Genomic DNA, 26,069 nt, shown 5'->3' with positions numbered 1-26,069 from the left:
GGGAGAGGCTGGGGCAGGGGGCTGAGTCTGTCTATTGCTTTTGCGTGCTTGCAGACATATCCGTTTTGGTATGATGATGCGAAGATACAACCTGCCTTCGGTGAATGCGTTGACGGCCTTTGAGGCGGTGGCGCGGCTGCAGGGGTTTGCGCGGGCGGCGGCGGAGCTGAACACTTCGCAGCCGGCAATCAGCCGCCATATCCGCAATCTGGAGCTGCGGCTGGGGGCGCCCTTGTTCGACCGCAGCGGTTCGCAGATCCGGCTGACGCGGAAAGGCGAGGGGTTTTATGCCTCTGTGGTACAGGCTTTGGACGGGTTGCAGCGGGCGGCGGGGGAGTTTGTGAAGCCTGAGACAGGGGTGACGATTACCTGCTCTTACTCGGTTTCGCATCTGCTGCTGCTGCCGCGCCACAGCGCGCTGCGGGCAGCCTTGGGCGCAGAGACAGAGCTGCGGTTTGTCACCGCCGAATACAATTTGACCGGTGCAGCGATTGATACCGGCGCAGATATCGTCTTTGAGTATTCGCAGATCCCGCCGGAGCGTGAGCATGTGGCGGTCTGCAAGGAAGAAGTGAAACCGGTCGGAACGCCGGAAATCATCGCACAGGCGTCCTTTGCGTTGAAAAACGGCGGCACTCCGCCCGGATTGCTGAGCTTGCGGCAGGAGAACTTCGGCTGGCTGCGCTGGGAGGACTGGCAGGAGGGGTGCGGCATCATGCGTGCCTGGCCGCAGGCGGACAGCTTTGACAATTACGTCTTTCTGCTGGAGGCCGCGGCGCAAGGGCGCGGGCTGGCGCTGGGATGGCGCGGTTTTGCGGACCCTTACTTGGAGCGGGGGCAGCTGGCGGAGTTGCCTGGTGCGTGGTTCAGCCGGGACACATGCCTTTATGCCCGGCTGACCCGCTTTGGCGCGCAAAACCCGGCCGCACGCAAGTGTCTGGCCTTGCTGGAGGATATCCGGCAGTTGCGGGATTTCAGGTCAGCGACTGATAAAGCGACGTGATCCAATTACTGACCGCCTTTACTTCCTCCCGCTGCGTGGCGCGGTCGTTGACCACCATATAGTGTGAGCGGCGTTTTGGCAGCTTATAGGCGGTGGGCGCGGTCACCAGCCCCTGCTCGATATACTGCCGGGCAAAGCTTTCCAGCACCATCGTCACCCCGTGGCCGGCCGCCACCGTCTGCAGCGCCAGCAGTGAGGAATCGGCCTTGAGCCAGTCGGTGGTGACCTGCAGCGTCAGCCCGTGCAGGTCGGCCAGCCGACCCCAGTCGGTTTCCGAGCCGATGATCTGCACCACATCGGCGCGGGCGAGATCCTCGATCGACGGGTTGCCGCCAAGCGCTGCGGCATAGGCCGGGCTGCAGACGGGAATAGCATTTTCGTGGCCCAGGTGCAGGATCTGCGCCTCCTGCCAGTCGCCGGAGCCATAGCGGATGTCGATGTCCAGCGCCTCCTCGTCAAAGCGGCTGGACCAGACGGTGGTGGAGAGCTGCACAAAGATTTCCGGGTGTTCGGCCTGGAACCGGGCAAGCTGCGGCGCAATCACCAGTGCGGCACAGGAAATCGTCGCGCGCAAGCGCACCACCCGCTTGCGTTTCTTGCTGAACAGCCCGGTGGTGGCGCGCTGCATGTCGTCAAAGGATTTGCGGATCGGCTGGGCATAGGCCTGGCCGGTATCGGTGAGCGCCACGCCGCGGGGCAGGCGCTTGAAGAGCTGGGTGTTCAGATGTTTTTCCAGCAGCCGGATCTGCTGGCTGATGGCGGCAGGGGTCAGGCCCAGTTCCTCGGCCGCAGCAGAGAAACTGTTGAGGCGGGCGGCGGCCTCGAAGGCTTTGAGCCAAGTGACGTAGGGCAGGTCAGTCATGCACACCTTTAAGCACAGATTAGCCTTAGGGGTAAAACCCATTGTTTGAATTAACTATACGCCAATGCGCAAGCTGGGCGAGATCAAGGGACTCGGGCTTGCCATGGCACAAACATATGACTTCATTATCGTCGGGGCCGGTTCGGCGGGCTGTGTGCTGGCGGACAAGCTGACGGCAAATGGCCGCTACACCGTGCTGCTGATTGAGGCGGGCGGCACTGACCGGCGGTTTTGGATCAAGATTCCGGTGGGGTATGGCTTCACCTTCTCGGACCCGGCGGTGAACTGGCGCTATTCGGCAGCGCCGGATCCAGGGCTGAACGGGCGCGAGGCCTATTGGCCGCGGGGCAAGGTCCTGGGTGGCTCCAGCTCGATCAACGCGATGGCCTATGTGCGGGGCCTGCCGCGTGATTTTGACGATTGGGAGGCGGCGGGCGCCACCGGCTGGGGCTGGGAGAATGTCCGCCGCAGCTATGAGGCGCTGGAAACCAACGACGAATGGCACGACGGCCGCCGCCGGCTGAGGGGCAGCGGGCCGGTGCGGGTCACGGACCTTGGCGCGCGGATGCACCCCTTTGCCCGGAACTTTCTGGCCGGTGCGCAAGAGATGGGCTGGCCGTTTCTGCAGGACATGAACGCCCGCGCTGAAGCCGGAGCCAATACGCTGCCGGGCGAGGGCATGGGGTATGTGCGCAGCACGGTGAAGGACGGGCGGCGCTGGTCCTCGGCGGATGCGTTTTTGCGGCCTGCTTTGAGGCGCGGCAATCTGACGGTGGTCCGTGGTGCCTTGGTCGAAAAAGTGCTGATGGCGGGCGGGCGGGCAACCGGTGCCGCCTTTCGTGTGAAGGGCCAACGGCAGCAGGCGGTGGCAGCGCGGGAGGTGATCCTGAGTACGGGTGCGGTGAACTCTCCGCAACTGCTGCAGCTGTCGGGGATCGGGCCGGCGGCGCTGTTGCAACGGCACGGGATCGCGGTGAAACATGATCTGCCGCAGGTGGGGCAGGGGCTGCAGGACCATCTGGCGGTGTCGCATTTCTATTGGGCCAATACCGCGACATTGAACGACCGGCTGGGCAGTTTTGCCGGACAGATGAAGGCGGGGCTGCAGTATGTGCTGACCCGCAAGGGGCCCTTAAGCGTGCCGGTGAACCAGTGCAGCGGTTTTATCCGCACCGAAGGCGCGGCGCTGCCGGATGTGCAGGTTTACTGCAACCCGGCGTCTTACTCGACGCGGCCCAGCGGCAAGCCGCAGATCGACAAGGACAACGGGTTCCTGCTGTGCGTGCAGCCAAGCCGGCCGACCAGCCGGGGGCAGATCACGATCCAATCCGCCGACCCGGCGCAGGCGCCGCTGATTGAGCCGAATTCATTGTCAACGGACGAGGATAAGGCGACCGCGGTGCGTGCCAGCCACCTGCTGCAGGCGCTGGTGCAGACCCCGGCCATCCAGGCGGTCACGCGGGAGCGGCGGGTGCCGGATATTCTGGAGATGGATGACGCGGCATTGCTTGAGAACTTCCGGGAACGCTCCGGCAGCGTGTTTCATGCGACCTGCACCTGCCGGATGGGCAGGGATGCCGGCAGCTCGGTTCTGGACGCCCGGCTGCGGGTGCATGGGGTGGCGGGGCTGCGGGTGATTGATGCCTCGGCCTTCCCCAATGTGACCTCGGGCAACACCAATGCGCCGACCATGATGCTGGCCGCGCGCGGCGCTGAACTGGTTCTGGAAGACAATGAAAACAGGCCCTTGGCGGCGGAATGACAGGGAAAGTCAAATGAAACTCGATACCATCGAAACCTTTGTGTTCGGTAATCCGCCGCCGCGCCATGGCGGGCGCTATTTCATTTTTGTGCGCCTGACCACGGCCTGTGGTATCACCGGAGTGGGGGAAATCTATAACGCCACCTTTGGGCCGGAGCTGTGCTGCGCGATGGCCAAGGAGATGTTTGCCCGCCAGTTCGCAGGCTGTGATCCGCATCACATCGAGAAGCTGTGGCGCAAATCCTATGGCGCAGGCTACACGCTGCGGCCCGATGTGACCGTTATGGGGGTGTTGAGCGGGCTGGAAATGGCCTGCTGGGACATCATCGGCAAGGCAGCCGGCAAACCGGTTTACGAGCTGATGGGCGGCCAGGTGCATGAGCGGCTGCGCAGCTATACTTATCTTTATCCGCCGGCGGGGGATGTGTACCCGGATCCGGAGGCGCCCAATGTCTATAACGATCCGGACATTGCGGCCGAGGTTGCTTTGCAGCGGGTCAATGAGGGCTTCACAGCGGTGAAATTCGACCCCGCAGGCCCCTATACGATCTATGACGGGCATCAGCCGCGGATGGAGGATCTTGAGCGTAGCGAGATGTTCGTGAAGCGCATCCGCGAGGCGGTCGGCACCCGCGCGGACCTGCTGTTCGGCACCCACGGGCAGTTCACCGTCTCTGGCGCCAAGCGGATGGCGCGGCGGCTGGAACCCTATGAACCCTTGTGGTTCGAGGAGCCGGTCCCGCCGGAGAACCCCGCCGATATGGCGGAGGTGGCGCGGTTTACCTCGGTGCCGATCTCGACCGGGGAGCGGCTCTGCACCAAGCATGAATTCGCGCGGGTGCTGGAGGCCGGTGCTGCGTCAATCCTGCAGATGGACCTGGGGCGCGTCGGCGGCCTGCTGGAGGCTAAGAAAATCGCCAGCATGGCCGAGACACGGCAGGCCCAGATCGCGCCGCATCTCTATTGCGGGCCGGTGGTGGCGGCGGCGAACATCCAGATTGCGACCTGCAGTCCGAATTTTCTGATCCTGGAGTCGATCGGCACTTTTGACGGGCCTTATATGTCCTGCCTCAAATCCTCGATCACCTGGGAAGAGGGCTATGTGATCCCGTCGGCCGAGCCGGGGCTGGGGGTGGAGCTGGACGACGCGGCGATTGCCGCCAGCCCCTACACCGGCAGCGAACTGCATCTGGAGCTGGCGCAGGAGCCGGTGGTTCAGTAGCAGCTGCAAGCGCCTCCGTTACGCCGGGGGCGCCGTTGACTGGCGCAGGACCATGCATCCCGAGCAAGCTCCTGCGGCGGAAGTATCCGCCTCACCGCAAGCCGGAGGGACCGGCGGCGTAGAGGCAGAGCAGATCATTGGCGATGGTGGCCGCAGCGATGGCGGTGATCTCAGAGATGTCATAGGCCGGGGCGACCTCGACCACGTCCATGCCGATCACGTCAGTGCCCGCCAGCCCGCGGATGATCTCCTGCGCCTGATAGGGCGAGAGACCGCCGATGACGGGCGTGCCGGTGCCAGGGGCGGAGGCGGGCTCGAGCGCGTCGATGTCAAAGGTGACATAGGTCTTGTGGTCGCCGGTGATGGCGCGGACTTTCCCGGCCACCGCCTCGGGGCCTGTTTTCTGCACCTCGATGGCATCGATGATATTCATACCCATCGGATCGGGATTGTGGGTGCGGATGCCGACCTGGACCGAGCGGGCGGGATCCACCAGCCCTTCGCGGATGGCGTGCCACAGCATGGTGCCGTGATCGATGCGGCCTTCCTCGTCCGCCCAGGTGTCGGAATGGGCGTCGAACTGGATCAGGCTGAGGGGCCCGTGTTTCTCCGCATGGGCCTTCAGCAGCGGATAGGTGATGAAATGATCGCCGCCGATGGACAGCAGCGCGGTATCGGTGGCCAGCACATCGCGGGCGGCCTGGGCGATCTGGCCCGGCACCTTGTGCGGATAGCCATAGTCGAATTCGCAATCGCCGTAATCGACAACCCGCAGCGCCTCGTAGGGATCCGCCTCCCAGGGCCAGGGTTTCGACCAGGCAATATGGCTGGAGCCGGAGCGCACGGCGCGCGGCCCCAGCCTTGTGCCGGATCGGCTGGAAACCGAGAGGTCAAAGGGCACGCCCATCACCGCCACATCCGCGCCGCTCAGGTCGCGGGTATAGCGGCGGCGCATGAAGCTGAGCGCGCCGGCATAGCTGGCTTCGGCAATCACGCCGCGGTCATTGCCGCGGGTAAAGGCCAAGTCGCCCTGTACGGGGTTCACGCTGGAGGTTTCGGTCATCTGGGGCTCCGTTGGATTGAAATTCCGGTCGGCCCCAGTTTGAAATCCGCACTTATGCCAGTAAACTTAGCAATGGACATATATCTTTAGGTATAGAATTGAACGCTGAGATCCCCCATCCCCCGTTGGCCGCCGGCTGGGTGACCGCCCTGGCTGCTTTGGCAGAAACTCTTGGCACCGACCGCTTTCCCGGTGCGCTGCGGCAAATCCTGTCGCAGTGCTGCAGCTTTGATTCGATGATCATCTCACGCTATGAAGGCGCACTGCCGCCTGTGTCGCTGTATCAGGCCTGCCGCAACGGCTGTACTCCGGGGGCCTACCGGCTGATGGATCTGGCACCAGAGGCGTTCTACCGGTCGGAATACTACCGCGCCTTCTACCGCAAGATCAGTATCAGCGACGAGATCGGCGTGCTGGTACAGGACAGGGCAGAGCGCTGGGTCATCGTCTCGCTGGCCCGTTTTGCCCGCCGGCAGCGGTTTGAGGCGGCGGATACCGCGCGGCTGAATGCGGTGTTCCAGGTGATATCCGCCGCGGTCCGGCGGCAATGGGGGCAGGCAGAGACGGCAGCAGAAGGCGTCCAGAAGCCGGATTGGGAGGACCGGATGCAGACTTTTGGCACCGGCGTCCTCAGCCCGCGGGAACGGGAGGTGGTGCAACTGGTCTTGCAGGGGCATTCGACGCCTTCGGCCGCCGCATACCTTGGGATTGCTGAAGGCACCGTCAAAGTCCACCGGCACCACGCCTATTCCAAACTGGGAATTGCGTCGCAGGCAGAGCTGTTTTCCATGGCCACCCGGCATCTGGCCGGAGCGGGTTAGCATCAGCCGCAGGGGAACAGACATCAGCTTGATTCATTCCCGTTTGGATCCGCCCGCATTGCAAACGGTCAATTCAGCAGAGCAATGGTCATAGTTTCAAGTTGATTTCGATATAGTCCGAAGTTTCGGTCATTTTCCCATAAATTTGTTGACTATACCCACGTCTTTGCGAAAGTCTGCCATCACGCAGGGAATCGAGGCGGGCGGCTGCGCGAGCGGTTTGAAATCCAGCAGAACGCAGTCACTGCAGACACTCCGGGACCTGGATACCGTCAGAATGAAACCGGGACTGAAGATCATGGGAGTGGAACCTGGAACGATGCTGACGACACAGGATTACGCAGATCACGCCGTTCGGATTGCCGAAATCGCCGGGGATGCTGCCCGCGGCTATTTTCGTGGTCGGCTCGGGGTTGAATTCAAGGCGGATGAAAGCCCTGTTACCCAGGCCGACAAAGGGATCGAGGACAAGGTGCGCGCCTATTTGAAGCAGCATTTCCCCGGCCACGGCATCTTTGGCGAGGAACATGGCTTTGACGGTGCGGACCGCAACGATGTCTGGATCATCGATCCGATCGACGGCACCCGGTCGTTTCTGTCGGGCCATCCGCTGTTCGGCTTTCTGCTGGGGTATTTGAAGGGCGGCGTCCCCCAGGCCGGGGTGATCGGTATGCCTGCCCTGGGGGAGACCTTTCTGGGCGTGCGCGGGGCAGGCGCCACGCTGAACGGCGCCCCGATCCGCGTTTCGGACCAGACCCGGCTGGACCAATCGATCCTGTTCGTCAACGAAGGCGACAAGATCCACCGCGACTATCCGCAATTGTTCGAACGGCTGATGCAGGCCGGCCAGACCCGCCGCTTTGCCTATGATTGCTATCCGCATGCGCTGCTGGCGGCAGGCCATGCGGATGCGGTCATCGACTATGACCTGCAGCCCTATGACTATCTGCCGGTGTCAGCGGTGATCGAAGCCGCCGGCGGGGTGATCACCGATTGGGACGGTCAGCCGCTGGGACTGAAATCCGACGGCCGGGTGATTTCGGCGGCGACGCCGGAACTGCACGGTGAAATGCTGGCGCTGATCAAGGGGTAACCCGGTGGCGGCCCCCTGAACGGGCCGCATGCCCTCTATGGCGGTCAAGGGGCCGGAGTGTTGCTTAGAACAGGACGCTGCCCGGTGTTTCCGGAAGATCCGTCTGAGCCGGAGCCTCCAGGTAGTTGCGCACGGTGGGATCGATCCGCGGGCTGCGGACCGGGTAAACACCGCAGGCGGCAATCGCCTCGCGCGCCGAGACCCGCTCATCCAGGCGCTTCCAGATCGCCCGCGCCGAATAGGGGCGCGGAAACGGCCGCCAGGCCACACCCATGGTCATGCCGCGCAGGTATTTCAGCTGCTGGCGGTGGGCCGAAAACAGGATGGTCTGCGCCACGCTGCCCTCGCGGGCGCGTTCATGTTCGGTGATGAACAGCCGGTTGCCGCGCAGGGTGACCATGCCTTCATACCGCGAAATCTGCCGGATGCTTTGCTCGGGATCATGGGCGATTTCCAGGTTGCGGGACAGAATATACCCGTCCTGCTCAATAAACCGGGTCAGCGAGCAGAAGATCCCTTCGCCCCAGGACGGGGTGCGGAAATAGGCGTGGTAGAAACCCAGATAACGTTTGAGATTGCGCTGCTGGCCGCGGAACGGCGACAGGAACCGGTCTGCCGGGCTGTGCTGCACCGGGCCTGCGGCATCCTCCAGCCGGGTTTCGAATTCAGAGTTGGCGGTGAACAGCTGCGCCTCCGGGATCGAGAAATACCGGGCGATACGGCGCAGGTTGTGGGCGGCGGGCAGGCTGCTGCCATTGAGGTAGCGGTTGAATTGCTGGCGGTTGATTCCGATCTCGCGGCAGATCTGCGCGATGCTGCCATGCTCGGCGCAAAGCGAGCGCAGATTTTCTGAAAAACTTTCCGGCAAAGCTCAGTATCCTTCGCGAATTGACGCTAGTTCGTTTCTTACCGCGTCAGTTCGCGCATGTTTGCACAGTTTCGCATTTGAAGAAACCGGGTTTTCTAGAAGGACAGTAACCCAGCCAGAGACCGCAATGCCCGCTGCAAGCACCCTTCATCACTGGATCCCGATGCCGGATGGACGCCGGCTTGCGGCACGCCTGTGGATGCCGGAGGGCGCCGGGCCGTTTCCCGCAATCCTGGAATACTTGCCGTACCGCAAACGTGACGGCACCGCTGCGCGGGACGAGACCACGCACCGGGTGTTTGCTGCCGAAGGGTATGCCTGCCTGCGGGTGGACATTGCCGGCACCGGTGACAGCGACGGCGCGTTTGACGACGAATACTCCGAACAGGAGCTGCGTGACGGCGAGGCCGTTCTGGCCTGGATTGCAGCGCAACCCTGGTGCACGGGCCAGGTGGGGATGATCGGGATTTCCTGGGGCGGGTTCAACGGGTTGCAGCTGGCCTTCCGCCAGCCGGAGGCGCTGAAGGCGGTGGTCACCGTGGCCTCGGCCGTGGATCGTTATGCGGACGACATCCACTTTATGGGCGGCTGCCTGGTGGCCGACAATGCCAGTTGGGGCGCGCAGATGTTTGCCTATCTGACCCGTCCCACGGATCCGGAGCTGCGCCCGGACTGGCGCGAGGACTGGATATCGCGGATGGAAAACGTGCCGTTCAGCGCTGCGGACTGGATGCGCCATCCGCTGCGGGACGGATATTGGAAACACGGCTCGGTCTGCGAGGACTGGTCCGCAATCAAGGCACCGGTTCTGGCCATTACCGGCTGGGCCGACCCTTACGTGAACACGCCGCCCGCCCTGGCAGCCAATCTGAGCGTGCCCGCCAAAGCGATGACCGGCCCCTGGGAGCACCGCTATGCGCATCTGTCCAAACTGGGGCCGGCCGATTTCCATTCCGAGGTGCTGGGCTGGTTCGACCGCTGGCTGAAGCAGGAGGAAAACGGCGCCGAGGATCTGCCCGCCTACCGTGCCTTTATGCAAGAGCATTTCAACCCCACAGCGCAGAACACCCCGCGCAAAGGCCGCTGGGTGGCCGAGGCAGACTGGCCCTCGCTGAATGTGTCCGAGGCGGCCTGGCATCTGGTGCCGGGCGGTTTTGCGGAAACGGCAGGGCAGGGAGTGCTGGCTGTCCGCTCGCCCGCTCATACGGGACAGGCCAGCGGCTATTTCTGTCCGGGCATGCGGATAGATAATGAACTGGCAGGCGATCAGTCCGAGGATGACGCACTGTCGGTCTGCTTTGACAGCGCCGCGCTGGATGCACCGCTGGAGCTGCTGGGACGGGCCCGGCTGCGGCTGCGCTTCGCAGCGGACAAGCCGGTTGCGCAGATCGTGGCGCGGCTCTGCGATGTTTCGCCCGAAGGCGTGTCGCAACGGATCACCTTCAGGCCGCTGAACCTGACCCACTGCACTAGCCACGAGACGCCGGAACCGCTGGTGCCCGGACAGGTCTATGAGGCCGAAATCGCGCTTAATGAATGCGCGCACCGCTTGCGGGCGGGCCATAGGCTGCGCTTGGCGTTGTCGACCTCCTATTGGCCGATGATCTGGCCTGCACCGGAGGCCGCGGAAGTTACCCTGCACCTGGAAGGCTGCGCGCTGTATCTGCCGCTGCGCGCTGCGCGTGCGGAAATCGACCCGGCCAATCCCGGCCCTGCGCAGGATTATCCGGTGCTGCGGGCCGCGGAACTGCGCGCGCCTGCCGCCCGTTCGGAGCGCAGGGTGCTGGACGACAGCACCGTGCTGCTGGAAACCTTCGATGACTTCGGTGAGACGCGGGATCCCTATCACGGGCTGGCCACGGGCAGCGATGTTACGATGGGCTATGCCATTCACCCCGACGATCCGGCCTCGGCCCGGTTTGAAACGCAGTGGCGTTTCACCTTTGAACGGGAGGGCTGGCAGGTCGCCATCGATACAGAAAACACCATGCATTGCGACGGGCAGAATTTCTATCTGACCCGCAAATTGCGCGCCACCGAAGGCGCGGATGAAACGGAAGTCCTGACAAAGGAATGGGCTGAAACCCTTCCGCGCGGGCTTCTTTGATCTGATCTTAAGGGAGGAAACCATGAAGATCGAATGGACCAAAGCGCCGGTGGGGCGCCGCAATTTCCTGAAAGGCGCAACCGCGCTGGGGGCGGCGGCAGTGCTGCCGATGGGCCTTGGCAACCGCGCCATGGCGGCAGAGGGCGGAACCCTGCGGGTGCGCTCTTATGGGGACCTGCAAAGCATCGACCCGGCCTTTTCCAAGGGGGTGATCGACGAGGAAATCCATGCCTCGATCTACAACAAGCTGATCCAGTACAAGCCGGGCCGCGAATGGGACTGGCAGATGGATGCCGCCGCGATGATCGAACAAGGCGACGAGACCCACATCAAATTCGCACTGCGCGACGACATCGGGTTCACAAACGGCTTTGGCGCAATGACCGCCGAAGACGTGAAATACAGCTTTGAGCGCATCGTAGCCGACGAGACCGAAAGCCCGAATAAGCCCGACATGGGCCCGCTGAGCCACGTCGAGGTGACCGGCGAGCGCGAAGGCACAATTGTGCTGAAGGAACCCTTTGCGCCGCTGTGGAGCATCGCGCTGCCTTATATCACCGGCAACATCGTGTCGAAAAAGGCCTGGGAGGCCGCGGGCGGCAAGGCAACCACTGATCCGCTGGCGGAATCCGGTCCTTACCTGCGCGACAGCTGGTCGCCAAAGGAAAAAACCGTCCTGAAGCGCAACCCGGACTGGAAGGGTGACGCCCCGGCCTGGGATACCATCGAGATCCTGCCGATTGACGATGAAAACACCGCCGAGATCGCATTTGAGGCGGGTGAGCTGGATTTCACCCGCGTGTCGCTGGGGTCGGTTCAGCGGTACCGCGACGGGGTGCCGAATGGCGGCACGCTGCTGGAATACCCGTCGCTGTATTACACGTGGCTGGGCATGAACCTGGATCACCCCAAGCTGCAGAACAAGAAGCTGCGGCAAGCGATCCAGCACGCGATTGATGTGCCCTCGGTGCTGGAGGCCGCCTATTTCGGGGCTGTGGACCCTTCAACCGGCATCATCGCGCCGGGTCTGGCCGGCAACCGCCCGCAGTCGCTGGTGCCGCCGCAGGCGGATTTTGCCAAGGCAGCGGAACTGCTGGCCGAGTCCGGTGAGACCAACGTCACCCTGAAGCTCGACACGCTGAACAAAACCACCTTCACCACTGCCGCCCAGGTCATTCAGGCAACACTGGCACAGATCGGCATCACGGTTGAGGTCAACGTGCTGGAATCCGGTGCCTTCTGGGCCAGCGCCGACAATGAAGACCTGCAGCTGGTGCTGAACCGCTACTCGATGACCCCGGACCCGTATTACGCAACCTCGTGGTTCACCACCGAGCAGGTCGGCCATTGGAACTGGGAGCGTTTCAGCAATGAAGAATACGACCAGATCCACACCGAGGCTTCGCAGCTGACCGACCAGGCCAAACGGGCCGAGATGTATCAGCGGGCGCAGGATCTGATGGAAGAAAGCGGCGCCTACCGCTTCCTGACCCATGAGGCGACACCGGTGGTCCATTCGGCGGGTGTTGTACCTGCGCTGCGGCCTGACGGGCTGGCATTGTTGCGCTACTTCGGCAAGGCCTGATCCTCCCCTAAGGCCTGACCGACTGGCACGGCTGCAATTTGCGGTGCAGCCGTGCCGTTTTCCTCCGCACAGCGAGAATAAGGGAGCCATGCGGCCATGTTACTTTATGCACTCCGGCGCTTCGGGCTGGCGCTGCTGATCCTGATCGTGGCGGTCACCGTCATGTTTCTGATGATCCGCGCCGTGCCAGGCGATCCGGTCCAGATCATGCTCGGCCCGCGCGCCACGCCAGAACTGCAGGCGCGCCTGACCGCGGAACTGGCACTGGACCAGCCGGTCTGGAAACAGCTGGTCATTTTTTACGGCAACCTTTTGCAGGGCGATCTGGGGATTGATGTGTTCTCGGGGCGGTCAGTGACCGATATCGTGTTCCAGCAATTGCCGCACACCCTGTGGCTGATCCTGGGATCGATCATCTGGTCTGCCACTCTGGGCATCGGGCTGGGCGCCTATGCGGCAGCCCATCCCAACACCCTGATCGACCGCGTCACCGCGGCGATTTCCGTCAGCTTTGTCGCGGCGCCCGCCTTTGTGGTGGCACTGCTGTCGCTGCTGGTCTTTGCCGTGCATCTGCAATGGTTCCCGGCCATCGGGGCCGGAGAAGGTTTCTGGGACCGTCTGAACCATCTGGTACTGCCGGCCTTTGCCATCGGCCTCAGCTGGGTGGGCTATATCGCCCGGCTTGTGCGCGCCTCGATGCTGGAGGTGATGGGCGAAAGCCATATCCGAACCGCCCGCGCCTTTGGCATCCATGAACGCCGGGTGGTGATGGTCTATGCGCTGCGCATCGCCATCCTGCCGGTGGTCACGGTCATCGGCGTCGGCATGGGGTTCCTGCTCTCGTCTGCCGTCTTTGCCGAGATCGTCTTTGCCCGCCCTGGCCTTGGCAAGCTGGTGATCGACAGTATCACCACCCGAAACTATCCGATCGTGATGGGATCGGTGCTGATCTCAACCGGCCTGTTTGTGGTCTCCACCGCGCTGGCCGATCTGATCAATGCCTGGCTCGATCCCCGCGCCCGCACAGCGACTTAAGGAGGGCGTTATGACCAAATCCCGTTCCGAACTGGGCCAGATCATCCACGGCGTCGCCCGCGACCCGCTGGGGCTGATGGGGCTGATCATTGTCGGCACCATTGTGTTCTGCGCCGTCTTTGCCGTCTGGATCGTGCCCTATGATCCCGTGGCGATGAATATCAAGGACCGCCTGCAAGGGCCGTCCGCCGCACATATCCTGGGCACTGACCAGCTGGGCCGCGATACGTTTTCCCGCGTCGTGATGGGCGGCCAGGTGGCGTTGAAAGTGGCCCTGCCGGCCGTATTCGGCGCCATGGCCATCGGCCTGACGCTGGGTATGATCGCAGGCTACGGGCCGAAATGGCTCGACAATCTGCTGATGCTGTTCTTTGACACCATCCGCTCCTTCCCCACCGTGATGTTTGCGCTGGCCGTGGTCGCATTGGTGGGGCCAAGCCTGCAGACCGTTGTGGTGGTGGTTATGGCCACCTCGATCCCGACCTATGGCCGGGTGGCACGGACCCAGACACTCACCCTGCGCAATTCCGAATTCATTCTGGCCGAACGCTCGATGGGGGCCAGCATGAAACGCATCCTCGGCGTGCATATGCTGCCCAATATCGTTGGCGTACTGGCGGTGCTGGCGGCAATGGACATCCCCACCGTGATTGCGCTGGAGGCGGGTCTGTCGTTCCTTGGCCTGGGGGTGAAACCGCCGACGCCGAGCTGGGGCGCCTTGCTGAAAGACGGCTATTCGCTGATCCGCCAGACCCCCTGGCTGGTAGTGGGCGGCGGGTTGCCGATCATCCTGGCAACGCTTGGCTTCACCTTCCTGGGCGAGTCCCTGCGTGACGTGGTTGACCCGAAACTGAGGAAACAGCGATGACCGAGACACTTCTGGAAATCGACCGCCTCAGCGTCGACTATGAAACCGCCCGCGGCGATCTGAAGGCCTTGCGCGATATCAGCTTTGATGTGCGCAAGGGCGAGATTGTCGGCATCGTCGGCGAGTCGGGATGCGGCAAGTCCACCCTGATCTCGTCCATTCTGCGGCTGACCGCACCGAACACGCGGTTCCGTCAGGGCGAGGTGCGGTTCAAGGGCGAAGACCTGCTGCAACTGCCGGAGCGCAAGATGCGGGATTTGCGCGGTGCTGATATCTCTATCGTGTTTCAGGACCCGATGCAGACCCACAACCCGGTTTTGTCTATCGGCCAGCAGATGCTGGATATCCAGCACCGCTCCAAGGCGTCGAAGGCCGACAAACGGGCCCGCGCTGCCAAGATGCTGGGCGCCGTCGGCATTCCGGATCCGGAGGCACGGCTGGACCAGTTCCCGCATGAGTTCTCCGGCGGGATGCGGCAGCGGATTGCCATTGCGATGGCGCTGATGTCGGAACCGGACCTGCTGATCGCGGATGAGCCGACCACGGCGCTGGACGCAACACTGGAGGTGCAGATCATTGAGCGCCTGCAGGAACTGCAGCAAGAGTTCGACTGCGCCATCCTGTTCATCTCGCACCATCTGGGGGTGATTGCAGAACTCTGCGACCGGGTCGTGGTGATGTATGCCGGCGCGGTGGTTGAAAGCGGTGATGTGCGCGAGATCTTCCACGATCCCAAGCACCCCTACACCCGCCGTCTGATCGACTGCGACCCGGGCCACATCAAGGAACGCGCCCGCGTGCTGCCCACCATTCCGGGCGAGGTGCCGGATCTGGCCAACCTGCCCGGCGGCTGCATCTTCCGTGACCGCTGCGACCAGGCACTGGCGCGCTGTGCGTCAGAAGTCCCGCCGCTGGCCCAGTTGAAAGAAGGCCACCACGCCGCCTGCTGGCTGAACCATAAGGAGGCTGCAGAATGAGCCTGCTGGATGTGAAAGACCTTAAGACCAGCTATGGGCCGGTCAACGTGCTGGCCGGTGTCAGCTTTACCGTGGAGCCGGGCGAAACCTATGCTCTGGTGGGCGAAAGCGGTTCCGGCAAGACAACGGTGATCCGGGCGATTGCCGGGATGGCACCTGCACAGGAGGGGTCTGTCAAGTTCGAGGGCCGGGAAATCCGCGGCGCTTCGGAACGCGTATTGCGGCCCCTGCGCAAGGACATTGCGATGATGTTCCAGGATCCGGTCGGCAGCCTGTCGCCGCGCCTGACGATCCGCAGCCTGATCACCGAACCCTACCGCATTCAGGGCATGAAGGACCGTGATCTGGACGCCGAAGCCAAGCGTCTCTTGGAAATGGTAAACCTGCCTGCGCATTTTGCCGACCGCTATCCCTATCAGTTGTCGGGCGGGCAGGCGCGGCGGGTGGGCGTCGCCCGCGCGCTGGCGCTGGAGCCCAAGCTGATCCTGGCGGATGAACCTACCGCGGGTCTGGATGTGTCAGTCCAGGGGGAACTGTTGAACCTGATGAACGACCTGCGCGAGCGGCTGGGGCTGGCAATGGTGATCATCACCCACAACCTGAATGTGGTGCGTCATGTGGCCGACCGGATGGGCATCCTCTATCTGGGCCGGCTGGTCGAGGAAGGCACCACCGAGGCGATCTTTAAACACCCGCGCCATCCCTACACCCGCTGCCTGTTGAGCGCGAACCCGGAACCCGATCCCGATGCCCGGCTTGAGCGCATCGCCCTGAAAGGCGAGCCGCCCAGCCTGCTCAAACGCCCTTCGGGCTGTGAATTCCGCGAACGCTGCCCGTTTGCCCAGGAGTTCTGCATTCAGACGCCGCAATGGGAGGTCGAAAACGGCCATGGGCTTCGCTGCCTGGCGCCTCTCGGCTGACATCCTGCAAAGAAAAGAAGACCATGACGAGCACATTGTATTTCAATGGCCCGATCCTGACGATGGATGCGGCCAACTCGACGCCCGAGGCGGTGCTGACCGACGGCGAAACCATCCGCATGGCCGGGCCTGCGTCCGAGCTGCGCGCGCAGATGCCTGCAGGCACGCAGGAAGTGGATCTGCAAGGCCAGACCCTGATCCCCGCCTTTATCGATCCGCATGGGCATTTCCCTGATCCCGGCTTCATCCGGCTGTTCCGGGTGAACCTTGCCTCCGCCCCCAGCGGCGATTGCCCGGACATCCCCACCGCGCTGGCGCGGCTGCGGGCCAGGGCGGCCCAAACCCCTGCGGGCGAGTGGGTGATGGGGGTGTTGTTTGACAACACAGCCATTGCCGAAGGCCGGATGCCGACGCGGGCCGAGCTGGACAGTGTGTCCACCGATCACCCGGTTTGGGTGATTCACGCGTCGGGCCACAACGGGTCTGCAAACTCGCTGGCGCTGCAGAAACACGGCGTGAACCGCGATACGCCCGACCCGTTGGGCGGTCGGTTCGGACGTGATCCGGAAACCGGCGCGCTGAACGGGCTGATAGAGGGCCTGTCAGCGATGCGCGAGATGGGCGATACCGATTTCCTGATCGACCGCGCGCGGTTCTGGGCGGGTTTCAACAGCTGCCGGGATGAATACCTGTCCTATGGCGTGACTTATGCCCAAAATGCCTGGGCCACGCGCAAGATGCTTGGGCATTTCGCCTCGCTGCCTGCGGATCAGGATCCCGGCTATGATCTGATGCTGCTGCCCATCGGCGAGCTGGAACCGGCACTGAGCAGCGGCCCCGATGCGCTGGACTGGCCCGGCAACCCGCATTTCACCCTTGGCCCGCGCAAGCTGTTCACCGACGGGGCCTTTCAGCTGCAGACCGCATACCTCAGCGCGCCTTATCACCGGCCCGCGGACCCGGAGCAGCCTTGCGGGATGCCCTATGCCGATGAAGCGGATCACCGCCGCGAAGTGAAGAAACTGCATGATCTGGGCTATCAGATCCACTGCCATTGCAACGGCGATGCCGGCGCGCAGATGTTCATCGAGGCGGTGGCCGCGGCGCTGGAGGCCAACCCGCGCGCGGATCACCGCCATACTATCATTCACGGCCAGGCCCTGCGCGATGACCAGTTGCAGCAGATGGCCAGGCTGGGGATCACCGTCAGCTTCTTCCCGGCGCATGTGCATTTCTGGGGCGACCGGCATTACGATACTTTTCTGGGGCCGGACCGTGCCGGGCGGATTTCCCCCTGTGCCTCGGCTGAGCGGTTCGGCGTGCGCTACACCATCCACAATGATGCCTCGGTGACGCCGACACGGCCGATCCATCTGGCCCATTGCGCTGTGAACCGGCTGACGGCCAGCGGGCGGCGGCTGGGCGAGGGCCAGCGGATCAGCGCGCTGTCTGCCCTGCGCGCACAGACCATCGACGCTGCCTGGCAGGTTTTCAAGGAGGACACCCGCGGCTCCATCGAGCCTGGCAAATTGGCGGATTTTGCAATTCTGAACCGCAATCCGCTGGAAGACCCTGACAGCCTTGAGACCACTAGGGTCACGCGGACAATCCGCCGCGGCAAAACAGTCTGGGCGCAGGGGCAATGACAGGCTTGCAGGCGCAACCGCGGATTGCCATCGCCGGTTTCCAACACGAAACCAATTGCTTCGGCACCACCAAGGCCGGGCTGGCAGAGTTTGAGATGGCCGATTCCTGGCCTGCCATGCTGCAGGGGGCGGAGGTGGTCTCTGAGACCCGCGGCATGAACCTGCCGGTCGCGGGATTTGCGGCGGCGGCAGAGCGGGCCGGGATGGAGCTGATCCCGATCCTTTGGTGCTCAGCCGAACCCAGTGCGCATGTGACCGATGCGGCTTTTGAGGCTATCTGCGGCAGGTTGCTGGACGGTTTGCGCGACGCAGGGCCGCTGGACGGCCTCTTTCTGGATCTGCATGGGGCAATGGTCACGGAAACATATGCCGACGGCGAAGGCGAGATCCTGCGCCGGGTCCGCGCTTTGGTTGGTGCGGACTTGCCCATCGTGGTCAGCCTGGACCTGCACGCCAATATCTCGGCGGCGTCGGTCGGTCTGGCCTCCTACATTGCGATTTTCCGCACCTACCCGCATCTGGACATGGCAGAAACCGGCGCGCGCTGCGTGCCGGCGCTGCAGCAGCTGCTGGCGGGGGAAGTCCTGCACAAGGCGTTCCGGCAGATGGGGTATCTGATCCCGCTGCATGCGCAATACACCGGCGCAACACCTGGAAAGCAGCTTTATGCATCGCTGCCGCCCCTCGAGCGGGGCGGGGTTCTTGCGGATATCGCACTGGGGTTCACAGCGGCGGATTTCCCGGACACACGGCCGTCTTGCGTTGCCTATGGCCCGACACCTGCGGCGGCAGGACAGGCGGCTGACCGTATTGCGGTGCTGTTTGCCGAATTGGAAACGCAGTCGGAACATCCCATGCTGACGCCGCAGCAGGCCGCAACAATTGCCAATCAGCCGCGCATGGGCAAGCCGGTGGTGCTGGCGGATGTGCAGGACAATCCGGGTGCAGGCGGCACCTCGGATACTACTGGATTACTAGCGGCCCTGGCAGAAGCGGGTGCGCAGGGCGTGCTGATGGGGCTGTTTCATGACCCGCAAACAGCAGCGGCAGCGCATGAGGCCGGGCAGGGGGGCATCTTCCGCGCGGCGCTTGGCGGACGGTCAGGCACCCCTGGCGACAAGCCGTATGAAGCAGCGTTTCAAGTGGTCGCGCTCGGCGATGGCATGTGCCGTTACACCGGCGAGATGTATGGCGGCGGGGTGGCCACGCTGGGCCCCGCCGCGGCGCTGCGGCTGCATGGAGTCGAGGCGGATATCACACTGGTGGTGACCAGCATCCGCAATCAATGCCTGGATCTGGCGCATTTCACCCATATCGGGCTGCAGCCAGAGGGTTTCCGCACCATCTGTGTGAAAAGCACCGCCCATTTCCGCGCCGACTTTGAGCCGGTGGCGAGTGCGGTCTATCCGGTCGCGGCGCCGGGTGTGTTTCCCTGCGATCTGGGTTCGTTTCCCTACAAAAACCTGCATCCGAATGTAAAAGCCGCCCCTGCAAAAGCCTGAGGCTTGTTGCACGGGCGGAGTTTGCAAGCGGTCCTAAACACCGCTTGCGGGGAGGATCAGTCGTCGTCTTCGCCGTTCTGGTAAGGCACCACCAGTGTCGGGATCTGCGACCGGCGCAGCACCCGCTTGGCCACGGTGCCCAGGAAGGTGTGCGAGAACCCGTGGTCATGGGCGCCCAGCACAATCAGATCGCAGCCAAGTTCAACCGAGCGGCGCAGGATCACCTCTGCCGGGTGGCCGTCGGTCACCTCGACCGAGGTGACCTGGTCGCGGATCTTGGCATCATCGCCTTCCAGCGCAGCCCAGAACCGTGCCTGCCGCTCGGCCAGCACTTTTTTCACCATCTCATGCCGCCGTTTGGCCGCAGATTTGCGGGTCTCGTCGTTCAGCACGAACATCTCGAAGGTGATCCTGGCATCATCCGAGATCGGCTCATTCACGTGCAGCACGTGGATTTCTGCCCCCGTCGCCTGCGCCAGGCTGGCCGCATGGCGCAACGCATAGGGCGAGTTCTGCGACAGATCGGTGGCAAACAGGATGTTGGTGATCATCGGTTTCATATCAGATCCTTTCACATCAATAGCCAAACAGCCGCGGCAGCCATAGCGAGATTTCCGGGAAGAACGCGATGACGAAAATCGCAATCGTGTTCACCGCAGCAAAGGGCAGGGCGCGCAGCGAGATCTGCTCGATAGAGATGTTCGATATGCCTGAGGCAATGAACAGGTTCTCCCCCAACGGCGGCGTCTGGAAGCCGATGCCCAGCGTACAGACCATCACCACGCCAAAGTGGATCGGGTCAATGCCGACCGAATAGGCCACCGGCAGCATCACCGGCACCAGGATCAGGATGGTTGCCAGGGTTTCCATGAACATGCCGACAAACAGCAGGAAGAAGATGATCAGCGCCCAGATCACATAGAGATTCTGGGTGAAGCTCAGCATGCTGTCCGCGATGATCGCCGGGATCTGGTTTTCCACCAGCAGACGGCCAAAGACCGTTGCAGTGAACAGGATCAGCAGAACACGGCCCGTCAGCCAGGTGGTGGCCTCCAGCGACTGGAACAGCGACGACCAGGTCAGTTCGCGATAGATGAAGACACCAACCACCAGCGTATAGAAGATCGCAACAATAGCGGCCTCGGTCGGGGTGAAGAAGCCGGTGTAGATACCGCCCAGGATCACCAGCGGCGCCATCAGCGACCAGAAGCCCCGGTACATCTCGCAGCCGACGTTGCGGAACGACCAGCCCTCAGCCATGCCCTTGTAGCCGCGCTTTTTCGACATGAAGAAGTTCAGGATCAGCAGGCTGGTGGCAATCAGGAAGGCGGGAACAAAGCCGGCGATGAACAGTTTCGAGATTGAAACCGACTGGAAGGTGCCGAATTTCTCGACCGCTTCCGGCGGCGGTGCCATGCCAAGGGCGGCAATGCCGAAAATCACCATCGGGATCGACGGCGGAATGATGATGCCGAGTCCGCCGGACGATGCGGTGATCGCCGAGGCATAGCCCTTCTCGTAGCCGCGGTCGATCATGGCCGGGATCATCAGCATGCCAACCGCAGCAGTGGTGGCGGGGCCGGAACCGGAAATGGCACCAAAGAACAGGCAGGCCATCACAGTGGCAGCCGAGATACCGCCGGTGAACGGCCCGGCCAGGCTTTCGGCGACATTGATCAGGCGTTTCGAGATCCCCGCGGCCTCCATCAGCGCACCGGCCAGAATGAAGGCAGGCAGCGCCATCAGCGGGAAGGAGCCGACCGAGGTAAAGGCGATCTGCACAAATTTGATCGGGTTTTCGTCCAGATACAGGAACGACACCAGCGAGGCGACGCCCAGGGCCACCGTGATCGGAGCGCCCATCAGCAGCAGCACCAGGAACGACCCGAACAGAATTGAGACGATTTGAGTTTCCATGTTTTTCTCCCTGTCCGGCGCTTACTTGCCGCGCTCCGCTTCGGTGGCAGCCTTGATTTCATCAAGGTCGATCTGATCGGGGTCGTGGATTTCCTCGCCCTTGATCAGCTTTTTGTAGTTCACCTGCAGAATACGGATGGTCATCAGGGTGAAGGCGATCGGCAGCACCATGTAGACGTATTTCATCTCGACGCCCAAGGTCTGGGATTTCCAGAACTTGTTCATCTTGTTGAAGACAAAGTCGTAGGCCAGCCAGATGAAATACACATTGAAGAAGATCCAGAACAGATCGGCAAAGGCTTCAATATATTTGATGTAGCGTTCGGGCAGGAATTTGAATTGAAACGTCACCCGGTTGTGCGCGCTTTTCAGGGCCGCATAGCTGGCACCAAAGAAAACAAACCAGACGAACATGTAGACCGACAGTTCCTCGATCCATGAAAATGAATGGCCGAACGCCTCGCGCGAGACGATCTGCACAAACAGCAGAATGACAAAGCCGGACAGCAATAGGCGGCAGATATAGCTTTCTATATTGTCCAGGAATTTCCAGAACATGATGTACTCCTCCCCTGTGCAAAGCAGCGCACGTGGCGCTGCTTTGTTGTTTTTAGTTATATGCCAGAGGCTTACTGAACCGGGTCGCGGCCGATGGTGGTCAGCACCGTGTTCAGCTTGTCGACACCGCCGATGGAGTCATAGAACTGGGGCCACACCGCTTCGGTCGCCAGCTTGATGAACTCGGCTTCATCATTTGCCGGATCGTCAATCTGCATGCCCTTGGCGAGCAGGCCTTCCTTGATCTCGGCTTCGATGTCGCGCAGGTACTGCGCCGATTTCACTGTGGCTTCCTTGCCCGCTTCGATCAGGATCTGCTGGTCTTCTTCGGACAGGTCCTGGAACACGGCCTCGGAGACGATCAGCGGTTCGATCGAGAAGATGTAGCGCAGGTTGGTCACATATTCCTGCACTTCATAGAACTTCATCGCATTGATGGTGGTGTAGGGGTTGTCCTGACCGTCGACAACTTTGGTCTGCAGGCCGGTAAAGGTCTCGGACCAGGCCATCGGGGTCGGGTTGATGCCCCAGGACTTGTAGGTTTCGATCATGATTTCGTTCTTGGGAACGCGAATGACCAGATCCTGCAGGTCGGCAACATTGGTGACCGGCTTTTTCGAGTTCGTCAGGCGGCGGAAACCGGTGTAGGTCCAGGCCAGAATGCGCACGCCGGCATCGCGGATGGTGTTTTCGGTCAGTTCCTGGCCGATCGGACCCTGGGTCAGCTTTTCCGCATCTTCCAGGGACAGGATCACATAGGGCAGGGTGAAGACGCCAACCGACGGTGAAAACGGTGTGACGTTGTTGATGGCCAGCAGCGACATGTCCAGGGTGCCGATGGCCGCCTCGTTGACGGTGTCCTGCTCGGACCCCAGCTGGCCGTTCAGGAACATGGTGCCGGTATGCGCACCGCCGGATTTTGCTTCCAGTGCTTCAATGAAGAATTTGCCAGTGCCTTCCTGCGAGCTGCCGGCGCCGTCGCCCACGGCAATCTTGAAATTCTTGGCGGATACAGCGCCGGTGGTCAGCATCGCGGCGGCAGAAACGGCTGCGGTCAGCGTGCAGACCTTTTTGAGAAATGACATAACTTCCTCCCGTATTGTCATCTTGAAGACAAGGCGCGCGCTGGCACGCCCTCCATAGCGCTTGTGCCAGTCCGATCCTGCCTTGCTGGCGAAAGGCTACATTGCGTTTCATGTTTCTAGAATGTAAACTTATGATATCAAGGTTTCACATATATCGAACTTTAGGATGAGCCGCAAAACACACGTCAAACATGTCGCCGATGCCGATCTGAAACTGCTTCGGGTGTTCAGGGCCGTGGCTGAAAGCGGCGGGCTGGCCGCCGCCGAGACCGAGCTGAACATCGGCAAATCGACCATTTCAAAGTACATCGCCGATCTGGAGCTGCGGCTGGACCTCAAGCTGTGCAATCGCGGTCCGGCGGGGTTTTCGCTGACAGACGACGGCAGCAAGGTACTGAAATCCGCTGAAGGACTGCTGACCTCGGTGTCGGATTTCCGCGCCGAAGTGAATGAAATCAAGCAGCAGATGGCCGGCACCATCCGGATTGCCCTGTTCGACCAATGCGCCTCCAATCCCGAAGCCTTTGTGCCGGGCGGCATCCGGGCCTTTAACAAGGCCGCGCCATCGGTGGAGATCGAACTGTCGCTGGAGCCGCCGAACGTGATCGAAACCAAGGTGATCAGCGGTCAGCTGGATATCGGCATCCTGGCGCTGCACCGGCCGTCCCCCAGCCTGGACTACATGCCGCTGTATGGAGAGAACATGTTTCTTTATTGCGGCAAGGGGCATCCGTTCTTTGACTGCAACCACACCAGCCTGGGGCTGCGGGATGTGCAGGCGATGAACTATGCAGGCATCCGGGTAAATTCGCCCAACCTGCATGTGGGGCAGAAACTGGGGTTTCGCCGCTCTGCCAAGGTGCAGAACGAGCAGGCGCTGGCGATCCTGATCATGTCCGGCAGCTATCTTGGGTTTCTGCCGGATCACCTGGCCGCCGGTTTTGTCGGCAGCGGCCTGATGCGCAAAGTGCTGCCCAGAGAGGTCTTCTACCGCAGCCAGTTCGCCGCCGTCACCCGCAAGCGGCCCGCGGTAAACCGCATCACCAAGCTGTTTCTGGATACGCTGGTTGCGGCGCACTCGGGGCAGGCAGCAGAGGTTTGATGCCGCTCAGCCGCCGCGCAGTGCACTTTGGCACAATTTGGCTCAGTATATCGGAACCGGCCGGTTCAGGCCGCTGACTGCCGGGCTTAAATGATGTCCAGCGACACCTTGACCCGGTCCATCACAACCGACGACGTAAAGCGGCTGACATTGGATTCATCAAAGAAATACTCCTGCGTGAACGCTTCGTATTCCTTGATGTCGCCAACGATGACCACAAGGATGAAATCAGCCTCGCCAGTAGTGTAATAGCATTGCTGCACCTGACTGGCCTGGCGCATCTTGCGCTTGAAGGCGTCCAGATGCATCCTGCCTTCGCGCTCCAGCACCACTTGCACGATCACTGTCATCTCCCGCCCCAGCCGCGCCGGGGAAAGAATGGCGATTTCCTTTTCGATCACACCGGTATCGCGGAGCTTTTTCAGCCGTTTCTGCACCGCCGGTGCCGACAGGCCGATCTCATGGCTGATGGCTTCGGCGGTCAGTTGCGCGTTGGACTGTATCAGCCGGAGGATATCGTGGTCTTTTTCATCCATAGCTGATTTTTCCCCTGCTTCGGCCGGAATGACAACTCGAATCCGCAAGACCGCGGGCGCGCAGAGCCGGATGATCTGCAGCCGCCGCACCCGAAGACGCACGCAGGCATCCGGATTTAACGGGGAATTTGCGGCGGGCGGCCTGCCCCCGGTTTTGGCGTTACCGGTTTCTTAGGCTTGCTGCCGAAAACTTGCCTGTGAATACACATGCCACTGCTTCCAGGATCCGGCTTGTTTCATATCCGGCCTGCCTCCTGCAGCTGTGCGCGGCTGCTGCGGAGTTTTAGATGGGTATCAATCACAAATCCCTGCTGTTCAAACTGATCATCCCGGTTCCGGTGGTCTTGCTCGCCTGTCTCGCAGCGGCCTGGTTCACCATCCCGCCGGCGATGGAACGCAACAGCATTGACGCCGCATCGGACACCGCCCTGCAGACGGTCAATCAGATCAAGAAGATCCGCGGCTATTATACCCGCTACATCGTTAAGGATGTGGTGGCATCGCACTCCCTGCGCCCGGGGATCAATCATCAGGAAGATCCCGGCGTTATTCCGCTGCCTGCAACCTTTGTGCATGACGTCAGCGCCTTGATGGCCGCGGAGCGGAGCAGTTTCACACTCTACAGCCCTTATCCTTTTCCGGATCGTGAAGGGCGGCGGATGGACGGCTTTATGCAGGACGCCTGGGCGTATCTGAACAGCACCCCCGACGGCTCCTATTCGCGAACCGAAACCCAGGACGGGGAAACCTTTCTGCGGGTAGCCGTTGCCGACCGGATGGTGTCTGAGGTCTGCGTCAGCTGCCACAACAGCCATGCCGCCTCGCCGAAAACCGACTGGCAGCTGGGCGATGTGCGCGGCATCGTCGAAGTGCGCCAGAACATCAGCGGCACCCTGGCAGCCTCTGCCGGGTTCACCCGCTATCTGTAGCGGCTTGAGATTATCCGTGCTCGGGCGCGAGATCATTGCCGATTTCGGCTCAGATTGTTTGAGACTATAATCTTTCGCTGGCTCACAATATTTGCGACTGAGCGCAGATTAACTGCGACGGGCTCACGTCGTTGAGACTGGAGCCTTAGGCCTGGGTCCGATTGGTCACGAGAACGGCCGTTCGCTTCGGCTGGTGCGAACTGGCAAGGAGCGGACAAACCAGACTTTTACTAACGCAGCTTTCGCTTGCGCAGAAATTGTTCGCCTCTGCAGCGGTGAAGTTTTGGCGATACGGCGGATTTCACCGAAGCGGTCATTGAAAGCCAGGCTGAGAGGCGATTTTCAAACCGTCCATTCGCTGCCGCCAGGTTCAACAATCGAGACGCCGGACTTTGCAGACTTATGCTGCCGCAGCGGATGCAATGGATAAGTCCCAGAAGAGTGAAGCCCGTCACAAGCAGCCTTGGCGCTTGGCTCATACCCCCCTGTGTCAGGGAAGTTGTCCGCTGCTCGACTTTTCCTCTATTTTTCAGGTGGGCGGGATAGGACGATGACGTGGGATATTCACCGGCACGAAAAGCGGCTGTTCTGAAGCGGATGCTTCCGCC

General features: G+C 62.0%; 24 protein-coding genes. 15 read left to right on the top strand and 9 right to left on the bottom strand.

Annotated elements, in window-relative coordinates:
- The first annotated feature begins 70 nt into the window (after window positions 1-70).
- Window positions 71-1,003, top strand: coding sequence for a LysR family transcriptional regulator (locus tag A2I95_RS19200; RefSeq protein ID WP_291732206.1), 933 nt, complete (start codon window positions 71-73; stop codon window positions 1,001-1,003).
- Here the strand turns inward: A2I95_RS19200 and A2I95_RS19195 are convergent.
- Window positions 975-1,865, bottom strand: a complete 891-nt coding sequence (locus A2I95_RS19195) for a LysR substrate-binding domain-containing protein (protein WP_291732204.1) — start codon at window positions 1,863-1,865, stop codon at window positions 975-977. The two genes, A2I95_RS19200 and A2I95_RS19195, sit on opposite strands and share 29 nt — an antisense overlap.
- Window positions 1,866-1,968: 103 nt before the next feature.
- On the opposite strand from A2I95_RS19195, the gene A2I95_RS19190 reads away from it, so the two are divergent.
- Together A2I95_RS19190 and A2I95_RS19185 are read left to right on the top strand one after the other, a co-directional pair.
- Window positions 1,969-3,627 (top strand): GMC family oxidoreductase, encoded by a 1,659-nt coding sequence (locus A2I95_RS19190; RefSeq protein ID WP_291732203.1) that lies wholly within the window; start codon window positions 1,969-1,971, stop codon window positions 3,625-3,627.
- A gap of 13 nt (window positions 3,628-3,640) precedes the next feature.
- Window positions 3,641-4,849 carry a mandelate racemase/muconate lactonizing enzyme family protein gene (locus A2I95_RS19185; protein ID WP_291732202.1) on the top strand — a complete coding sequence of 403 codons (1,209 nt, stop codon included), beginning with the start codon at window positions 3,641-3,643 and terminating at the stop codon, window positions 4,847-4,849.
- A 91-nt stretch (window positions 4,850-4,940) separates the two neighbouring features.
- Here A2I95_RS19185 and speB read toward each other — a convergent pair whose 3' ends face one another.
- Entirely contained in the window at window positions 4,941-5,912 is a 972-nt protein-coding gene (speB, locus tag A2I95_RS19180) for an agmatinase (protein ID WP_291732201.1), read from the bottom strand.
- A gap of 98 nt (window positions 5,913-6,010) precedes the next feature.
- Here speB and A2I95_RS19175 point away from each other — a divergent pair, with 98 nt between their 5' ends.
- The gene (locus A2I95_RS19175; protein ID WP_291732199.1) at window positions 6,011-6,733 is read left to right on the top strand and encodes a LuxR C-terminal-related transcriptional regulator; all 723 of its coding nucleotides are present in this window, start codon (window positions 6,011-6,013) and stop codon (window positions 6,731-6,733) included.
- A 319-nt stretch (window positions 6,734-7,052) separates the two neighbouring features.
- The gene (locus tag A2I95_RS19170; RefSeq protein WP_291732261.1) at window positions 7,053-7,826 is read left to right on the top strand and encodes an inositol monophosphatase family protein; all 774 of its coding nucleotides are present in this window, start codon (window positions 7,053-7,055) and stop codon (window positions 7,824-7,826) included.
- A 64-nt stretch (window positions 7,827-7,890) separates the two neighbouring features.
- On the opposite strand, the gene A2I95_RS19165 is transcribed toward A2I95_RS19170, so the two are convergent.
- Entirely contained in the window at window positions 7,891-8,694 is an 804-nt protein-coding gene (locus A2I95_RS19165; RefSeq protein ID WP_291732197.1) for a helix-turn-helix transcriptional regulator, read from the bottom strand.
- A 127-nt stretch (window positions 8,695-8,821) separates the two neighbouring features.
- Between A2I95_RS19165 and A2I95_RS19160 the strand changes: the two genes are divergently transcribed.
- The 8 genes from A2I95_RS19160 (at window position 8,822) to A2I95_RS19125 (ending at window position 19,334) form a co-directional block, all read left to right on the top strand.
- Window positions 8,822-10,801 (top strand): CocE/NonD family hydrolase, encoded by a 1,980-nt coding sequence (locus tag A2I95_RS19160; protein ID WP_291732195.1) that lies wholly within the window; start codon window positions 8,822-8,824, stop codon window positions 10,799-10,801.
- Between the two features lie 22 nt (window positions 10,802-10,823).
- Window positions 10,824-12,386: an ABC transporter substrate-binding protein gene (locus A2I95_RS19155; RefSeq protein WP_291732193.1), complete on the top strand. Its 1,563-nt coding sequence runs from the start codon at window positions 10,824-10,826 to the stop codon at window positions 12,384-12,386.
- 96 nt (window positions 12,387-12,482) lie between these two features.
- A complete protein-coding gene (locus A2I95_RS19150; protein WP_291732191.1) occupies window positions 12,483-13,421 on the top strand; it encodes an ABC transporter permease in 939 nt (312 codons plus the stop codon).
- 10 nt (window positions 13,422-13,431) lie between these two features.
- Window positions 13,432-14,289 carry an ABC transporter permease gene (locus A2I95_RS19145; RefSeq protein ID WP_291732189.1) on the top strand — a complete coding sequence of 286 codons (858 nt, stop codon included), beginning with the start codon at window positions 13,432-13,434 and terminating at the stop codon, window positions 14,287-14,289.
- Entirely contained in the window at window positions 14,286-15,266 is a 981-nt protein-coding gene (locus A2I95_RS19140) for an ABC transporter ATP-binding protein (protein WP_291732187.1), read from the top strand. Before A2I95_RS19145 ends, A2I95_RS19140 begins: the two co-directional genes overlap by 4 nt.
- Window positions 15,263-16,186 (top strand): ABC transporter ATP-binding protein, encoded by a 924-nt coding sequence (locus A2I95_RS19135; protein ID WP_291732185.1) that lies wholly within the window; start codon window positions 15,263-15,265, stop codon window positions 16,184-16,186. The genes A2I95_RS19140 and A2I95_RS19135 overlap by 4 nt, the downstream gene beginning before the upstream one ends.
- Window positions 16,187-16,209: 23 nt before the next feature.
- Window positions 16,210-17,832 (top strand): amidohydrolase, encoded by a 1,623-nt coding sequence (locus A2I95_RS19130; protein ID WP_291732183.1) that lies wholly within the window; start codon window positions 16,210-16,212, stop codon window positions 17,830-17,832.
- Window positions 17,829-19,334 carry a M81 family metallopeptidase gene (locus A2I95_RS19125; RefSeq protein ID WP_291732182.1) on the top strand — a complete coding sequence of 502 codons (1,506 nt, stop codon included), beginning with the start codon at window positions 17,829-17,831 and terminating at the stop codon, window positions 19,332-19,334. Before A2I95_RS19130 ends, A2I95_RS19125 begins: the two co-directional genes overlap by 4 nt.
- Before the next feature lie 56 nt (window positions 19,335-19,390).
- On the opposite strand, the gene A2I95_RS19120 is transcribed toward A2I95_RS19125, so the two are convergent.
- The 4 genes from A2I95_RS19120 to A2I95_RS19105 all read right to left on the bottom strand — a co-directional run bounded on the left by A2I95_RS19120 (window position 19,391) and on the right by A2I95_RS19105 (window position 22,894).
- Window positions 19,391-19,894, bottom strand: coding sequence for a universal stress protein (locus A2I95_RS19120; RefSeq protein WP_129373028.1), 504 nt, complete (start codon window positions 19,892-19,894; stop codon window positions 19,391-19,393).
- Between the two features lie 16 nt (window positions 19,895-19,910).
- A complete protein-coding gene (locus A2I95_RS19115; RefSeq protein ID WP_291732177.1) occupies window positions 19,911-21,251 on the bottom strand; it encodes a TRAP transporter large permease in 1,341 nt (446 codons plus the stop codon).
- Between the two features lie 21 nt (window positions 21,252-21,272).
- A complete protein-coding gene (locus A2I95_RS19110) occupies window positions 21,273-21,809 on the bottom strand; it encodes a TRAP transporter small permease (RefSeq protein WP_259992774.1) in 537 nt (178 codons plus the stop codon).
- A 71-nt stretch (window positions 21,810-21,880) separates the two neighbouring features.
- On the bottom strand, window positions 21,881-22,894 hold the full coding sequence (locus tag A2I95_RS19105) for a TRAP transporter substrate-binding protein (protein ID WP_291732173.1): 1,014 nt from the start codon (window positions 22,892-22,894) through the stop codon (window positions 21,881-21,883).
- Window positions 22,895-23,060: 166 nt separating this feature from the next.
- On the opposite strand from A2I95_RS19105, the gene A2I95_RS19100 reads away from it, so the two are divergent.
- Entirely contained in the window at window positions 23,061-23,996 is a 936-nt protein-coding gene (locus A2I95_RS19100; protein ID WP_291732171.1) for a LysR family transcriptional regulator, read from the top strand.
- Window positions 23,997-24,082: 86 nt separating this feature from the next.
- Here A2I95_RS19100 and A2I95_RS19095 read toward each other — a convergent pair whose 3' ends face one another.
- Window positions 24,083-24,532 carry an Lrp/AsnC family transcriptional regulator gene (locus A2I95_RS19095; RefSeq protein ID WP_291732169.1) on the bottom strand — a complete coding sequence of 150 codons (450 nt, stop codon included), beginning with the start codon at window positions 24,530-24,532 and terminating at the stop codon, window positions 24,083-24,085.
- Window positions 24,533-24,819: 287 nt separating this feature from the next.
- On the opposite strand from A2I95_RS19095, the gene A2I95_RS19090 reads away from it, so the two are divergent.
- Window positions 24,820-25,461, top strand: a complete 642-nt coding sequence (locus A2I95_RS19090; protein ID WP_291732167.1) for a DUF3365 domain-containing protein — start codon at window positions 24,820-24,822, stop codon at window positions 25,459-25,461.
- A gap of 230 nt (window positions 25,462-25,691) precedes the next feature.
- Here A2I95_RS19090 and A2I95_RS19085 read toward each other — a convergent pair.
- The coding region (locus tag A2I95_RS19085; RefSeq protein WP_291732165.1) for a hypothetical protein at window positions 25,692-26,069 on the bottom strand (378 nt) is incomplete at its 5' end.

The sequence above is a fragment of the Leisingera sp. F5 genome, from assembly GCF_001593695.1.
Note: the sequence above shows the minus strand (reverse complement) of the source record. Positions and strands in the feature narration are given on the sequence as shown.

Excerpts from the sequence above, each read along its gene's own strand:
- A2I95_RS19200 (WP_291732206.1), top strand. The coding sequence starts at position 71 with ATGATGATGCGAAGATACAACCTGCCTTCGGTGAATGCGTTGACGGCC.
- A2I95_RS19195 (WP_291732204.1), bottom strand. The coding sequence starts at position 1,865 with ATGACTGACCTGCCCTACGTCACTTGGCTCAAAGCCTTCGAGGCCGCC.
- A2I95_RS19190 (WP_291732203.1), top strand. The coding sequence starts at position 1,969 with ATGGCACAAACATATGACTTCATTATCGTCGGGGCCGGTTCGGCGGGC.
- A2I95_RS19185 (WP_291732202.1), top strand. The coding sequence starts at position 3,641 with ATGAAACTCGATACCATCGAAACCTTTGTGTTCGGTAATCCGCCGCCG.
- speB (WP_291732201.1), bottom strand. The coding sequence starts at position 5,912 with ATGACCGAAACCTCCAGCGTGAACCCCGTACAGGGCGACTTGGCCTTT.
- A2I95_RS19170 (WP_291732261.1), top strand. The coding sequence starts at position 7,053 with ATGCTGACGACACAGGATTACGCAGATCACGCCGTTCGGATTGCCGAA.
- A2I95_RS19160 (WP_291732195.1), top strand. The coding sequence starts at position 8,822 with ATGCCCGCTGCAAGCACCCTTCATCACTGGATCCCGATGCCGGATGGA.
- A2I95_RS19155 (WP_291732193.1), top strand. The coding sequence starts at position 10,824 with ATGAAGATCGAATGGACCAAAGCGCCGGTGGGGCGCCGCAATTTCCTG.
- A2I95_RS19150 (WP_291732191.1), top strand. The coding sequence starts at position 12,483 with ATGTTACTTTATGCACTCCGGCGCTTCGGGCTGGCGCTGCTGATCCTG.
- A2I95_RS19145 (WP_291732189.1), top strand. The coding sequence starts at position 13,432 with ATGACCAAATCCCGTTCCGAACTGGGCCAGATCATCCACGGCGTCGCC.
- A2I95_RS19140 (WP_291732187.1), top strand. The coding sequence starts at position 14,286 with ATGACCGAGACACTTCTGGAAATCGACCGCCTCAGCGTCGACTATGAA.
- A2I95_RS19135 (WP_291732185.1), top strand. The coding sequence starts at position 15,263 with ATGAGCCTGCTGGATGTGAAAGACCTTAAGACCAGCTATGGGCCGGTC.
- A2I95_RS19130 (WP_291732183.1), top strand. The coding sequence starts at position 16,210 with ATGACGAGCACATTGTATTTCAATGGCCCGATCCTGACGATGGATGCG.
- A2I95_RS19125 (WP_291732182.1), top strand. The coding sequence starts at position 17,829 with ATGACAGGCTTGCAGGCGCAACCGCGGATTGCCATCGCCGGTTTCCAA.
- A2I95_RS19120 (WP_129373028.1), bottom strand. The coding sequence starts at position 19,894 with ATGAAACCGATGATCACCAACATCCTGTTTGCCACCGATCTGTCGCAG.
- A2I95_RS19115 (WP_291732177.1), bottom strand. The coding sequence starts at position 21,251 with ATGGAAACTCAAATCGTCTCAATTCTGTTCGGGTCGTTCCTGGTGCTG.
- A2I95_RS19110 (WP_259992774.1), bottom strand. The coding sequence starts at position 21,809 with ATGTTCTGGAAATTCCTGGACAATATAGAAAGCTATATCTGCCGCCTA.
- A2I95_RS19105 (WP_291732173.1), bottom strand. The coding sequence starts at position 22,894 with ATGTCATTTCTCAAAAAGGTCTGCACGCTGACCGCAGCCGTTTCTGCC.
- A2I95_RS19100 (WP_291732171.1), top strand. The coding sequence starts at position 23,061 with ATGAGCCGCAAAACACACGTCAAACATGTCGCCGATGCCGATCTGAAA.
- A2I95_RS19095 (WP_291732169.1), bottom strand. The coding sequence starts at position 24,532 with ATGGATGAAAAAGACCACGATATCCTCCGGCTGATACAGTCCAACGCG.
- A2I95_RS19090 (WP_291732167.1), top strand. The coding sequence starts at position 24,820 with ATGGGTATCAATCACAAATCCCTGCTGTTCAAACTGATCATCCCGGTT.